1 protein-coding gene is annotated in these 14,843 nt (G+C 76.1%); it reads right to left on the bottom strand.

Annotated elements, in window-relative coordinates:
- Nucleotides 1–15: 15 nt before the first annotated feature.
- Nucleotides 16–14,775 (bottom strand): non-ribosomal peptide synthetase, encoded by a 14,760-nt coding sequence (locus JYA75_RS16650; protein WP_239010460.1) that lies wholly within the window; start codon nucleotides 14,773–14,775, stop codon nucleotides 16–18.
- Nucleotides 14,776–14,843 lie beyond the last annotated feature (68 nt).

Raw genomic sequence — 14,843 nt, 5'->3', positions numbered from 1 at the left:
GGGTGGACTGCGGGATCAGGACGCGGCGAGGTACCGGTCGTCGCCGAGGTGCCGATCGAGCACCGCGGCCAGGGCGGGCACCGCGTCGGGTGCGGTCATCCGGTCGTGCTCGACGTCGAGCAGGTGGTTGTGCATCGCGCCGGTGACGTAGGGCCCCCAGCCGGCGAAGCCCCCGGCATGGTGCGTCTTGTCGGCCGTCGCGGTGACGAAGACGAGATCGCCGTCGTAGAGCGGCGGCCGGTACCCGGCGAGCAGCGATGCCGAGCCGTTGTAGGCGGCGGTCATCCGGTCGAGGTGACCGGCGTCGACGGGGGCCCCGGTGTGGGTCCGGATCAGCGCGGCGGCCTCGGCCGCCGTCAGCGCCGGATCGGCGTCGGGCAGGCCCAGCGACGAACCGAGGGTGGCGACGAGTTCGCCGACCGTCAGCGGTTCCGGCGCGGCAACGTCGCGGGCGATCAGGTCCGCGTCGAGCAGCGCGAGCAGCGCCACCTCCTCGCCGGTCTCGCGCAGCCGCGCGGCGACGGCGTGGGCGATGAATCCGCCGAGGGACCAGCCGAGCAGGTGGTACGGGCCGCTGGGTTGGACCGCGCGGATCTCGTCGACGTATCGCTCGGCGTACGCGGCGATCGTTTCCGGGGCGTCCTCGAGGCCTTCGAGATGCGGGGACTGCAGTCCGTACACCGGCCGTCCGGGGGCGAGTTGCGCGGCGAGCCCGGCGTAGCACCAGGCCAGTCCGGCCGCCGGATGCACGCAGAACAGCGGGGCGCCGTCGCCCTCGGTGCGCAGCGGCAGCCGCACCGCGAACGGTGAGTCCGGCTGCCCGGCGGTGTCCGCGGCCTCGATGCGGGCGGCCAGGGCCACCGGGGTGGGCGCCGAGAACAGCTGGATCACCGGCACGGTGGTCCCGAGGGCGGCGCCGAGCCGATCGCAGACCCGGGTGGCGTCGAGGGAGTTGCCGCCCAGGTCGAAGAACGAATCGTCGATCCCGACCTGCGCGAGGCCGAGCACCTGCGCGAACGCGGCGACCACCGCCTCCTCCGTCGGTGTGCGCGGAGCGCGCCCCGAGCCGGCCGCGAACACCGGCTCGGGCAGCGCCGCCCGGTCCAGCTTGCCCACCGGGGTCAGCGGCACCGCGTCGAGCACGACGACCGCCGCCGGCACGAGATGGGCGGGCAGCAGCTCGGCCACCTGCGCCCGCAGTGGCTCGGCCTCGAGCTCGCAGCCCGGCGCCGCCAGCACGTACGACACCAGCACCGGCGACCCGGCCGGACCGGTCCGGCCCACCGTCACCGCATAGTCCACCTGCGACAACCCGGCCAGCACCGCGTCGATCTCCCCGACCTCGACCCGCATCCCGCGGACCTTGACCTGATGATCACCCCGGCCGAGGTACTCGAGTTCGAGCCGGCCCCCGGCCCGCACCCACCGCACCAGGTCGCCGGTGCGATACATCCGCGCCCCCGGGACCTGCGGATGCGCCACGAACCGGCCCGCGGTCAACCCCGCCCGCCCGTGATAGCCCCGCGCCAGCCCGTCCCCGGCCAGGTACAGCTCCCCCACCACGCCCACCGGGGCCGGCCGCAACCGCCCGTCGAGCACCAGCGGCGTCACTCCGCGCACGGCCGATCCGATCGTCACCGCCCGTCCCGGCGCCAGCGGTCCCGCCGTCGCCCAGATCGTCGCCTCCGTCGGCCCGTACAGGTTCAGCATCGTCCGCCCCCCGGCGAACCGCTCGACCAACTCGGCTCCGACCGCCTCCCCGGCCACCGCCAGCACCTCGACCGACGTCAATGCCGCCGGCTCCAGCGTCGACAACGCGGCGGGGGTGACGACGAGGTGGCTGACCTGGGCCGCGCGAAGCCGGTCGGCGAGTTCGGCGCCGCCGACCACCGTGGGCGGTACGACCACGAGCCGCGCGCCGACCGCGAACGCGGCGAGCTGTTCGAACACCGCGGCGTCGAAGCTCGGCGAGGCGATGTGCGCGATCCGGGCCTGCGCGGTCAGCGCCAGGGTTTCCCGCTGCGCGGCGACGAGGTTGCCCAGTCCGCGGTGGGTGACGGCGACCGCCTTCGGGGTGCCGGTCGAGCCGGACGTGTAGATCAGGTAGGCGGGATCGTCCACGTGCACGGCCGCGGCGCGCGGCCGCTGCGGGACGAGTGCGAGACGCGTGTCGGCGTCCGGGCCGTCGAGCACCAGCCACCCGACCGAGCCGGGCAGGCGGTCGTGGTGCGCGGTCACGGTGACGCCCAGGACGGCCCCGGAATCGGCGAGCATGTACTCGATCCGTTCCTGCGGGTGCCGCGGGTCGACGGGCACGAACGCCGCTCCGGTCCGTGCGACCGCCCAGACCGCGAGCACCGATTCGAACGATCGGGTCAGTGCCAGGGCGACGAGGGTGCCGGGACCGGCGCCGCGCGCGGTGAGCGCGTCGGCGAGCAGCGCCGCGCGGGCGTCGAGCTCGCGATAGGTGACCTGCCGGTCGTCGGTGACCACGGCGACGGCGTCGGGTCGCGCGGCCGCGGCGGCGTGCAGCAGCTCGGGCAGGGTCACCGGGGTGACGGGCTGCGGGCCCGCGCTGGTGCGCAGGTCGTCGGCCTCCTGCGCGTCGAGCAGGTCGACGTCGCCGATCGCGGCGTGCGGGTTCTCGGCGACCGCCGTCAGCAGCCGGCCGAAGCGGGCGGCGAGGGTCCGCGCGGTGCCGTCGTCGAACAGGTCGGTGGCGTAACCGAGCGTCACCTCGAGACCGGCGGGTTCGCCGTCGGCGGTCGTGCGTTCGCGCAGTGTCAGGCTCAGGTCGAAGGGTGAGGCCTCGTGGGCGACGTCCTGCAGCTCGATGCGCAGGCCCGCGACCTCGAGCTCCGGCTCCTCGAAGTTCGCCAGCGCGAGCGAGACCTGGAACAGCGGGTGGTGCGCGGTGGACCGGGCCGGGCGCACCGCCTCGACCACCTGATCGAACGGCAGGTCGGCGTGGGCGAACGCGGCCAGGTCGGCCTCGCGCACCTGCGCCACCAGGTCGGCGAAGGCGACGTCCGGCCGCACCGGGGTGCGCAGGACCACGGTGTTGACGAACATCCCGACCAGGTCGTCGAGTTCGGCGGCGCCGCGGCCGGCCACCGCGGTGCCCACCGCGATGTCGTCGCCGGCGCCGAGGCGGGACAGCAGCGCCGCGAGCGCGGCGTGCAGGGTCATGAACATCGTGGCGTGTTCGGTGGCGGCGACGGCCCGCAGCCGGGCGTGCACGTCGGCGTCGACGGCGAGGTCCACGTCGGCGCTCGCCATGGACTGCACGGCCGGGCGCGGCCGGTCGGTGGGCAGGGTGATGCGGTCCGGGAGCCCGGCGAGGGTCTCCACCCAGAATTCGCGCTGTTGCGCGGCCGTCGATTGCGGATCGGTCTCGTCGCCGAGGATGTCGCGCTGCCACAGCGTGTAGTCGGCGTACTGCACCGGCAGCGGCGCCCACGCCGGGGCCGCACCCGCGGTGCGGGCGGCGTACGCGGCGATCAGGTCCCGGGCCAGCGGCGCCACCGACACCCCGTCCGCGGCAATGTGGTGCAGCACCAGCACCAGCACGTGCTCCTCCGCGCCCAGACGCAGCACCCGGGCCCGCACCGGCAGGTCCACGGTCAGGTCGAAGCCGGCCCCGGCGAAGCCCGCCACGGCGGCATACACGTCGGCAGGTGCCTCGGTGAGGTCGAGGGGGACGCCGGCGTCGACGGCCACCTGGTGCGGGCCTTCCGCGTCGGCGGGGAACACGGTGCGCAGGCTCTCGTGCCGGTCGGTCACGTCCCGCCATGCCGTGGTCAGGGCCGCGGCGTCGAGGGGCCCGGACAGGCGCAGCGCCACCGGGATGTTGTACGCCGCGGAGGTGGGGTCGAGCTGGTTGAGCACCCACATGCGCTGCTGCGCCGGGCCGAGGGGCACGCGGGCCGGCCGGGGCCGGGCCGTGAGGGCGATCCGCGGGGCGGGACGCTCGAGCAGCCGCACGGCGAGCCCCGCGGGGGTGGGCGCCTCGAACAGGTCGCGCACCGCCAGGGCGGAGCCCGCGGAGTTCAGGCGGGCGACGACGCGGGTGGCGTCGAGGGAGTTGCCGCCCAGGTCGAAGAACGAATCGTCGATCCCGACCTGCGCGAGGCCGAGCACCTGCGTGAACGCGGCGACCACCGCCTCCTCCGTCGGTGTGCGCGGAGCGCGCCCCGAGCCGGCCGCGAACACCGGCTCGGGCAGCGCCGCCCGGTCCAGCTTGCCCACCGGGGTCAGCGGCACCGCGTCGAGCACGACGACCGCCGCCGGCACGAGATGGGCGGGCAGCAGCTCGGCCACCTGCGCCCGCAGTGGCTCGGCCTCGAGCTCGCAGCCCGGCGCCGCCAGCACGTACGACACCAGCACCGGCGACCCGGCCGGACCGGTCCGGCCCACCGTCACCGCATAGTCCACCTGCGACAACCCGGCCAGCACCGCGTCGATCTCCCCGACCTCGACCCGCATCCCGCGGACCTTGACCTGATGATCACCCCGGCCGAGGTACTCGAGTTCGAGCCGGCCCCCGGCCCGCACCCACCGCACCAGGTCGCCGGTGCGATACATCCGCGCCCCCGGGACCTGCGGATGCGCCACGAACCGGCCCGCGGTCAACCCCGCCCGCCCGTGATAGCCCCGCGCCAGCCCGTCCCCGGCCAGGTACAACTCCCCCACCACGCCCACCGGGGCCGGCCGCAACCGCCCGTCGAGCACCAGCGGCGTCACTCCGCGCACGGCCGATCCGATCGTCACCGCCCGTCCCGGCGCCAGCGGTCCCGCCGTCGCCCAGATCGTCGCCTCCGTCGGCCCGTACAGGTTCAGCATCGTCCGCCCCCCGGCGAACCGCTCGACCAACTCGGCTCCGACCGCCTCCCCGGCCACCGCCAGCACCTCGACCGACGTCAATGCCGCCGGCTCCAGCGTCGAGAGCACCGACGGCGTGAGGACCATGTGCGTCACCTGCTCGGCATCGAGCAGCGTGGCGAGTTCGGCGCCGCCGACGACGCCGGCCGGAACCGACACCAGGCAGCCCCCGGAGCCGAACGCGGCCAGTTGTTCGAAGATCGCCGCGTCGAAGCTCGGCGAGGCGAAGCCGAGGACCCGCGCGTCCGGTCCGACCGCGAGCGAATCATCCTGGGCGCGAACGATGTTCGCCAACCCGCGGTGGGTGACCGTGACGGCCTTCGGGGTGCCGGTCGAGCCGGAGGTGTAGATCAGGTAGGCGGCGTGGTCGGGATGCAGCGGCCGGGTCCGGTCCGCGTCGGTCAACGGCGCGGCGGATTCGGCGGCGGATGCGGCCCGCAGCGCCGGGTCGTCGAGCTCGAGCCAGGTGAGCGCGCCGGGCAGCGCGGACCGGTGCGCGGTCGTGGTCAGCCCGAGCGTGGCACCGCAGTCGCCGAGCATGTGCGCGATGCGCTCGGCCGGATACGCCGGGTCGACGGGCACGAAGGCGCCGCCGGCCTTGGCGACCGCCCACACGGCGAGCACCGACTCCGCCGAGCGGGGCAGCGCGAGGGCCACGCGCACGTCCGGGCCCACCCCGGCGGCGACGAGCAGGCGGGCGAGCCGGCCGGCGGCGGCATCGAGTTCCCGGTAGGTCCAGGTGGTGCCGTCGGCACGCACGGCCGGGCGCTCGGGGTGCGCCGCGGCGGCGGCCCCGAGCAGCGTGGGCAGCAGCCACGGCCCGACACCGGCGGGACCCGCCGTCGCGTGCAGGGCGGCGGACTCGGCGGCGTCGAGCAGATCCACGTCCCCGACGGGCACGGCCGGGTCGGTGGTGACGGCGGTGAGGAGCCGCACGAACCGCGCGGCGATCGTGCGCGCGGTGGCCTCGTCGAACAGGTCGGTGGCGTAGGTGAGGGTGGCGTCCAGCCCGGCGGGCCGGCCGTCGTCGCCGGTGTGTTCGCGCAGCTCGAGCCCGAGGTCGAACTGCGAGGAGCCACGCTCGACGTCCTCGACGGCGATCTCGAGCCCGTCGATCTCGAGGGTGGGTGCCGCGAAGTCGGCCAGCGCGAGGGAGACCTGGAACAGCGGGTGGTGCGCGGTGGACCGGGCCGGGCGCACCGCCTCGACCACCTGATCGAAGGCGACGTCGGCGTGGGCGAACGCGGCCAGGTCGGCCTCGCGCACCTGCGCCACCAGGTCGGCGAACGTGGCGTCGGGCCGCACCGCGGTGCGCAGGACCACGGTGTTGACGAACATCCCGACCAGGTCGTCGAGTTCGGCGGCGCCGCGGCCGGCCACCGCGGTGCCCACCGCGATGTCGTCGCCGGCGCCGAGACGGGACAGCAGCGCGACGAGCGCGGCGTGCAGGGTCATGAACACGGTGGCGTTCTCGGCGCGGGCGAGGCGGCGCAGCGCGGCGTGGACGCCGGCGTCCACGGTGAAGGCGACGTCGGCGCTCGCGCCGGACTGCACCGCGGGTCCGGGCCGGTCGGTGGGCAGGACGACCCGATCCGGCAGGCCGGCCAGGGTGCGGGTCCAGAAGTCCAGTTGCCGGGCGGTGGTCGAGTCGGGGTCGTCGGGCTCGCCGAGCACCTCGCGTTGCCACAGCGTGTAGTCGGCGTACTGCACCGGCAGCGGCGCCCACGCCGGGGCCGCACCCGCGGTCCGGGCGGCGTACGCGGCGATCAGGTCCCGGGCCAGCGGCGCCACCGACACCCCGTCCGCGGCGATGTGGTGCAGCACCAGCACCAGCACGTGCTCCTCCGCGCCCAGGCGCAGCACCCGGGCCCGCACCGGCAGGTCCACGGTCAGGTCGAAGCCGGCCCCGGCGAAGCCCGCCACGGCGGCATGCACGGCGTCCGCGGGGACGTCGACAAAGTCCGGACCGGTGGGCGCCGCGTCGACGATCACCTGGCGGGGGCCCTCCGCGTCGGCGGGGAACACGGTGCGCAGGCTCTCGTGCCGGGCGGTCAGGTCGCCGAAGGCGGCGGCGAGCGGGGCGATGTCGAGCCGGCCCCGCAGGCGCAGCGCCACCGGGATGTTGTAGACGCCGGACGCGGGGTCGAGCTGGTTGAGCACCCACATCCGGTGCTGCGCCGGGCCGAGGGGCAGGCGGGCCGGCCGCTCCCGTCGCCCGAGTGCGACGGCGGCACCGGTGCGGCCCGCGGCGCGGGTGGCCAGCGCCGCGGGGGTGGGCGCCTCGAACAGATCGCGCACCGCCAGGGCGGAGCCCGCGGTGGCGTTGATGCGGGCGATCACCCGGGTCGCGTCGAGGGAGTTGCCGCCCAGGTCGAAGAACGAGTCGTCGGCGCCGAGCCCGTCCAGGCCGAGGACGTCGGCGAAGGCGGCGGCGGCGGCGGTCTCGACCGGTCCACGCGGTGCGCGGGCCGGGCGCCGGCTGCGGCCGAAGTCCGGCTCCGGCAGCGCCGTCCGGTCCAGCTTGCCGACCGGGGTGAGCGGAACCTCGTCGAGGACGACGACCGCGGCGGGCACGAGATGGGCGGGCAGCTGTTCGCCGAGCCGGTCCCGCAGCCGGTCCGGGTCCAGCCCGCGGCCCGGCACGGGCCGCACGTAGGAGACGAGGACGGCCGAGCCGGTGGGACCGGGACGGCCGAGCGTGGCCGCGAAGTCCACGTCGGCGACGGCGGCGAGGGCCGCGTCGACCTCCCCGAGCTCGACGCGGATGCCGCGCACCTTGACCTGGAAGTCGGTGCGGCCCAGGTATTCCAGCACCGGGCCGCCGTCGGCGGCGCGGGTCCAGCGCACGAGGTCACCGGTGCGGTACATGCGCTCCCCGGGCCGTCCGGGATGCGCGACGAACCGGCTCGCGGTCAGCTGCGGACGGCCGTGGTAGCCGCGCGCCAGCCCGGGACCGGCCAGGTACAGCTCTCCGGCGGTGCCGAGCGGCACCGGCCGCAGCCAGCCGTCGAGGACTTCGGTTTCGGTGCCGGGCACACCGGCGCCGAGGGTGACGGGCGCATCGGCGGTGAGGGGGGCGACGGTGGCCCAGATGGTGGTCTCGGTGGGGCCGTAGAGGTTGAACATCGTGCGGCCGGGCGCCCACCGGCGCACCAGGTCGGTGGGGACGGCCTCACCGCAGACACCGACGACCCGCACGGTGTGCGCGGCGGCCGGGTCGAGGGTGGCCAGCACCGCGGGGGTGAGGACGAGGTGGGTGACGCCCGCGTCGGCGAGCCGGTCGGTCAGTTCGTCGCCGCCGACGACCGTCGGGGGTACGACGACGAGCCGGGCGCCGGCGGCGAACGCGGCGAGCTGTTCGAACACGGACGCGTCGAAGCTCGGCGACGCCACGTGCGCGACCCGTGCCGACGGGGTCGGCTCCAGCACGGCGAGCAGTGCGTCGACCAGGTTGCCGAGGCCCCGGTGGGTGACCGTGACGGCCTTCGGCGTCCCGGTCGAGCCGGAGGTGTAGATCAGGTAGGCCGGGTCGTCGAGCCGGGCCGGTGACGGCACCGCGGGGCCGGCCGGGGTGCGGCGGGCGGTCGCGGGATCGTCGAGCACCAGCCACGTCGTCGCGGAGCCGGGCAGCCGGTCCCGGTGGGCGGTGACGGTGACGCCGAGGCGGGCGCCGGAATCGGTGAGCATGTGCTCGATCCGGTCCAGGGGGTGGCGCGGGTCGACGGGGACGAACGCGGCGCCGGTCTTCGCGACCGCCCACACGGCGAGGACCGATTCGAGCGAGCGGGTCAGCGCGAGCGCGACCAGCGTGCCGGGTCCGGCGCCGTGCGCGGCGAGCAGCCCCGCCAGGGCGGCGGCCCGGTCGTCGAGTTCGCGGTAGGTGAGCTCGGCGGTGCCGGCGACGACGGCGACCGCATCCGGGTGACGGGTGGCGGTGCCGGCGAGGATGTCGGCGAGGGTGACGGCCCGGTCGCGGGCCGGCACGAATGGGGCGTCGACGCCGGGGGCGCCGAGCGCGGCGATGCGGCGGTCCGGGGTCCGGGCGAGCGCACCGAGCAGCTCCGCGCACCGCTCGAGGATGCGGCGCGCGACGCCGTCACCGACCGAGGCGGGGCGGTAGCGCACGCTCAGCTCCGGCCGGGCGCCCGGCTCGACGATCAGGCTCACGGGGTACGGGGTGGCTTCGGCGCCGGTGACGCCGAGGACCCGCATTCCGGCGCCGTCGGCGGTCGCGGACAGGGCGTCGCGGTCGAGCGGGTAGGACTCGACGACGGCGAGGGTGTCGAACAGTTCGGTGACGCCGGCCGCCCGGTGGATCTCGGCGAGCCCGAGGTGCTGGTGCTCGAGCAGCGCCGCCTGTTCGGCCTGGAGGCGGCGCAGCAGGTCGGCGCCGGTGTCGGTGGGCTGCAGGCGCACCCGCACCGGCACGGTGTTGACGAACAGGCCGAGCACGGCGTCCACGCCGGGCAGCTCGGGCGGGCGGCCGGAGACGGTGGAGCCGAACACCACGTCGGTGCGGCCGGTGAGCTCGGCCAGGGTCAGCGCCCACGCCGCCTGCACGACGGTGGCGAGGGTGACGTCGTGGGCGCGGGTGGCAGCGTCGAGGGCGGCGGCGGTTTCGGCGCTCAGCGCGACGGTGTGGGCGGCGCCGCCGGTGTCGGCGGGGTCGTCGTGCGGGGCGACGAGGGTGGGGGCGTCGATGCCGTCCAGGGCGCGGGCCCACGCGGTCCGCGCGGCGACGAGGTCCCGGCCGGCGAGCCAGGCCAGGTGGTCCCGGAACGACGGCGCCGGTCCGGGCACCGCCGCGCCCGCCGCGTAGGCGGTGAGCAGTTCGGCGACGAGCAGCGGGGTGGACCAGCCGTCGAGGACGAGGTGGTGGTTGGTCAGCAGCAGCCGGTACCGGTCGGCGGCGGTGCGGACCAGGTGGACGCGCAGCAGCGGCGCGGCGGCCAGGTCGAACCGGTCGGCGCGGTCCGCGTCGAGGATGCGCGCCAGCTCGCCGTCGGTGTCGGCACGGCCGCGCAGATCGGTTTCCCGCCAGGTCACGTCGGCCGTGCGGAGCACGACCTGGAGCGGGCCGGCGGCCGTGTCGCGGAAGGCGGCCCGCAGGCTGTCGTGCCGGTCGACCACGGACTGCGCCGCGGCGCGGAGCCGGGCGGGGTCCACGGTGCCGGCGAGTTCGAGCACGGTCTGCACGGTGTAGTCGTCGGGGGCGTCGGTGGCGGCGTACCCGGTGTGGAACAGCAGCCCGGCCTGCAGCGGGGACAGCGGCCACACGTCGGCCAGGCCTCCGCGGTCGCGCTCCCACGCGTCGATCCGGTCCTGGTCGACGGCGACCAGCGGGAAGTCGGAGGGGCTGTGACCGCCGGCGGCCGGGTCGCCGACGTGCCAGGCGAGCGCGGCGAGCGCGGCCACCCACAGCTGCGCGAACTCGTCGACGGCGTCCTCGTCGAGCAGGCCGGTCGCGTAGGTGAAGGTGGCGGCGAGGCCGTCGGCCTCGACGGCGGCGTCGATGTCGAGCACCGCGGGCAGCGGCATCTGCGGTTCGCGGGTGGCGGCGGTGCCGAGCGGCAGCCACGGTCCCTCGACCGTGGTGTCGATGCGGCCGAGGAAGTTGAACGCGATCTGCGGGGCCGGATGCGCGGGCAGGGTGCCGGCGACGTACCGGAGCAGGCCGTAGCCGATGCCGTGGTCGGGAACGGCGGCGAGCCGTTCCTTGACCGACCGGATCGCCGCGCCCGCCGCGGCACCGCCACCGAAGGCGTCGTCGACGTCGATGCCGGTGAGGTCCACGTCGAGGGGGTGCACGGTGGTGAACCATCCGACGGTGCGGGACAGGTCGGCTCCGGGGACCGCCGCCTCCTCGCGGCCGTGGCCCTCGACGCCGACGAGCGTCGCGGGGGCGGTGCGGCCGCGGTTGCGGCGCCACCGCTCGGCCGCCAGGCCGAGCGCGGCGAGCAACGCCTCGGCGGTGCCGCAGTGGAAGCGCTGGGGCACGGCGGTCAGCACGGCGTCGGTGACCTCGGCGGGCACGTGCACGCGCAGCCGGGCGGAGGTGGCGACGGTGTCGCGCGCCGGATCGAACGGCCGCTCCCCCAGTGCCGGGTCGGGCGTCGCGAGAATCCGCTCCCACAACGGCAGTTCGTCGCTGCGGTCGGCCTCGGTCAGGCCGTGCGCCCACCGGCGCAGCGACGTGCCGACCGGGGCGAGGGCGGGCGCGGCACCGCCGGCGAGGTCGGTGTAGGCGGCGGCCAGGTCGGGCAGCAGGATGCGCCAGGACACCGCGTCCACGGCGAGGTGGTGGACGACGGCCACGAGCAGGTCGTCGCGGCCGTCGGGCGAGGCCAGCCACTCGAACTGCGCGACGATCCCGGCGGCCGGATCGAGTCGGTCCGCCGCGGCCTCCAGCGCGGCCGCGGCGGCGCCGCGTGGCTCGTCGACGGCGGCGCGGCGCAGCACCGCGTCGGCGGCGACCGCGCCGACGGGGAGCACCTCGAGCGTGCGGGCAGCGGTCAGCCGCATCCGCAGCGCGTCGTGCCGATCGAGCAGCGCCTGCACGGCCCCGGCCAGGTGCGCCGGGTCGGGATGCTCGGGCAGCCGGATCAGCACGGCCTGCCCGTACCGGTCGACGGGCCCGCCGCCGGCCAGCAGTTCGGCGACGATCGGGGTGGTGTCGACCGGACCGGTGCCGCCGCCGGGGAGTTCGGCAAGGACTGCGCCGGCTCCGGTGTCCGCCACCGCGACGGCGGCCAGAGCGGCGACGGTGCGGCGCTCGAAGACGTCGCGCGCGGTGAACCGCAGTCCGGCGGCGCGGGCGCGGGAGACGAGGGTGATCGCGACGATGCTGTCGCCGCCGAGGGCGAAGAAACTGTCGTCGGCGCCGACTCGTTCCACGCCGAGCACCTGGGTGAACAGGGCGGCGATCACTTCCTCGCGGGCGCCCTCGGGGGCGCGGCCGGCGGTGGGGGTGCCGAAGTCCGGGGCGGGCAACGCGGCGCGGTCGATCTTCCCGACGGGGGTGAGCGGCAGTTCGGGCAGCACGGTGATCGCCGCGGGCACGAGGTAGGCGGGCAGGGTGTCGGCGAGTTCGCCGCGCAGGGCGTCGACGTCGACGGCGGCGCCGGCGTGCCCGACGACGTAGGCGGCGAGGACGGTCGCGCCGGCGGGCGTGGTGGCGCCGACGGTGACGGCCCGGGCAACGGTGTGGTGCCGGAGCAGCGCGGCGTCGACCTCGCCGAGTTCGACGCGGAACCCCCGGATCTTGACCTGGTGATCGGTGCGGCCGGCGAACTCGAGCGCGGCGGCTGCGCCGCCGGTGTGTCCTTCGGGCTCCCCTGGCAGCCCAAAGGACGCACCGCGCCAGCGCACCAGGTCACCGGTGCGGTACATGCGTTCTCCGGGCGCGTACGGGTCGGCCACGAAGCGGGCGGCGGTCAGGTCGGGGCGGCCGAGATAGCCGCGGGCGATCCCGGCGCCGGCCAGGTACAGCTCGCCGGTGACCCCTGCGGGCACGGGCTGCAGCCGGCGGTCCAGGACGAGGGCGCGCATGCCGCGGATCGGGGTGCCGACCCCGACCCGGTCGCCGCGGTGGTGCGGAGCCGCGAAGGTGGCGGTGACGGTGGCCTCGGTGGGGCCGTACGCGTTGAGGAACGCCCGGCCCACCGACCACCGATCGGCCAGGTCGGGCGGGCAGGCGTCGCCACCGACGACGACCGTGCCGATCTCGGGGTGGTCGTCGGGGTCGAGGGTGGCGAGCACGGCCGGGGTCGCGTCGAGGTGGGTGACTCGTCCGGCGCGGAGAACCTCGGCGAGCTCGGTGCCGCCATAGGCCTGCGGCGGCACCACCACCAGGGTGGCGCCGGCGGTGAAGGTCACCAGCAGCTCCTCGATCGAGGAGTCGAAGGCCGGCGAGTACAGGTGGGTGGCGCGCGAGCCGGCGGCGACGGCCAGACGCGCGCGGGCGTCGTCGGCGAGGTTCGCCAGGCCGGCATGGGTGACGACGACCCCCTTGGGGGTGCCGGTGGAACCGGAGGTGTAGACGACGTAGGCGGCGTGCTCGGGCCGCAGCGGGATTCCCCGCTCCGCGTCGGTGACCGGGCCGGCGTCCGCCGCCGTGACCGCGGCGACGGTCGCGGGGTCGTCCAGGGCGATCCAGTCGGTGTCGTCGGGCAGTCCGTCCCGGTGCGCGGCGACGGTCAGGCCGATGCGGGCGCCGCTGTCGCGCAGGACGTGCTCGAGCCGGGCCCGGGGGTGACCGGGGTCGACGGGCACGAACGCGGCTCCCGTCTTGGCGACGGCCCACACGGCCTGCACCGATTCGACGGACCGCGACAGCGCCAGCGCCACCGTGGTCTCCGGGCCGGCGCCGCGGGCGAGCAGCAGCCGGGCGAGCCGGTCGGTGGCGGCGTCCAGGTCGGAGTAGGTCACGGTGCGCGCACCGTCGATCACCGCGACGGCGCCGGGGTCGAGGGCCGCCCCGGCGGTGAGCAGGTCGGCCAGGGTGCGGGGCGGCACCGGATCGGCGCCGCGGGCCGGGACGAGGGCGGCGCGCTCGTCGTCGCCGAGCAGGTCCAGGTCGGCGAGACGCCGGTCGGGTGCGGCGGTGGCGAAACGGTGCAGGAACGCGAGGAACCGCCGGTGGTGCGCGGCGAGCTCGTCCCGGTCGTACAGGTTGGGGTTGGCCTGGAAGTCGAGGTGCGTGCTGTGGCCGCCCGGATAGAGGTTGACGAACAGGTCCTCGATGAGCCCGGAGGTGAGCACGTGGACCCGCCCGGTGAGCGCGCCGAGCCGGACCCGGTGGTCGAACAGCATGAGGTTGACCGAGGGGCCGAACCCGGCGGCGTGATCGCCGGTGAGACCGAGGTCGCGGGCGATGTCCTCCTGCCGGTACCGCTGGCGGCGCAGTGCCCCGGTCAGCTCGAGTTCCGCCGCGGCGATCACGGCGGCGACGGTGGCGGCGTCGGTGCGCAACCGCAGCGGCACCACGTTGGCGAGCATGCCCCCGGAGCGGCGCAGCGTGGCGGTGGTGCGGGCCGAGACGGGCAGGCTGAGCATCACCTCGTCGTGGCCGGTCATCCGGGCGAGGTAGGTGCCGAACGCGGCGACCACCAGCGGTGCGAGGCTCGACCCGCGCCGGGCCGCGGCGTCGCGCAGGGCCTGCTCGGTGTCGGCGGGCAGCTCCGCGCCGACCAGCAGCGGGTGCGCGTCGGCGGGGGCGGCCCGGCCGGCCAGCGACACGGGATCGCTCAGCCCGGCCAGGTGCTCGGTCCAGTACGCACGGTCGGCCTCGAACCGCGGGGAGCGGCGGTAGGTCTCGTCCGCGGCGACGATGTCGGGCAGCGCGGCGGTGCGCGGCGTGTGCACCGCGGTTCCGGTGACGGTGGCGGTGTAGAGCTCGGCGGTGCGCGCGACGAGGGTCATCGCGCCGACGCCGTCGAGGGCGATGTGGTGGATCCGGGCGTACCAGAACCAGCGGTCCTCGGCGATGCGGAGCACGGCGGTGACGGCGAGCCGGTCGGTGCACATGTCGACCGGGGCGGTGTAGTCGCGCTCCATCCATTCGCGGGCCGCGGCCACGGGATCGGCCTCGCCCCGCAGATCGACCACCGTCAGCCGCTCGCCGGTGTGCACGACCGTCTGGAACGGGTGGCCGTCCTCCTCGACGATGCGCAGGAAGCCGGTGCCGAACTCGCGTCCGACGGCACGGGCGGCACCTTCGAGGGCGTCGAGGTCGAGGTCCCCGGCGATGTCGACGTACTGGGCGATGTTGACGGGCGTGGCGCCGGCCAGGTGCTGTGCGAACCAGATCCCGCGCTGGGCCGCCGAGAGCGGGAACGCGCCGGCGGGCTGCGGGGCAGCGAAATGTTCTTGGGCGACCGGGCTTTCGTGCAACACGGGGGTACTCCTGACGACCGGTGGACTGTGCTGCTTCCACGGTCGTCCGCAGACCCCGGTGCCGATAC

Origin of the sequence: Rhodococcus sp. PSBB066 (genome assembly GCF_017068255.1) — a bacterium.
Taxonomy (GTDB): Bacteria; Actinomycetota; Actinomycetes; order Mycobacteriales; family Mycobacteriaceae; genus Rhodococcus; species Rhodococcus aetherivorans.
This window is presented reverse-complemented; position numbering and strand designations above follow the sequence as displayed.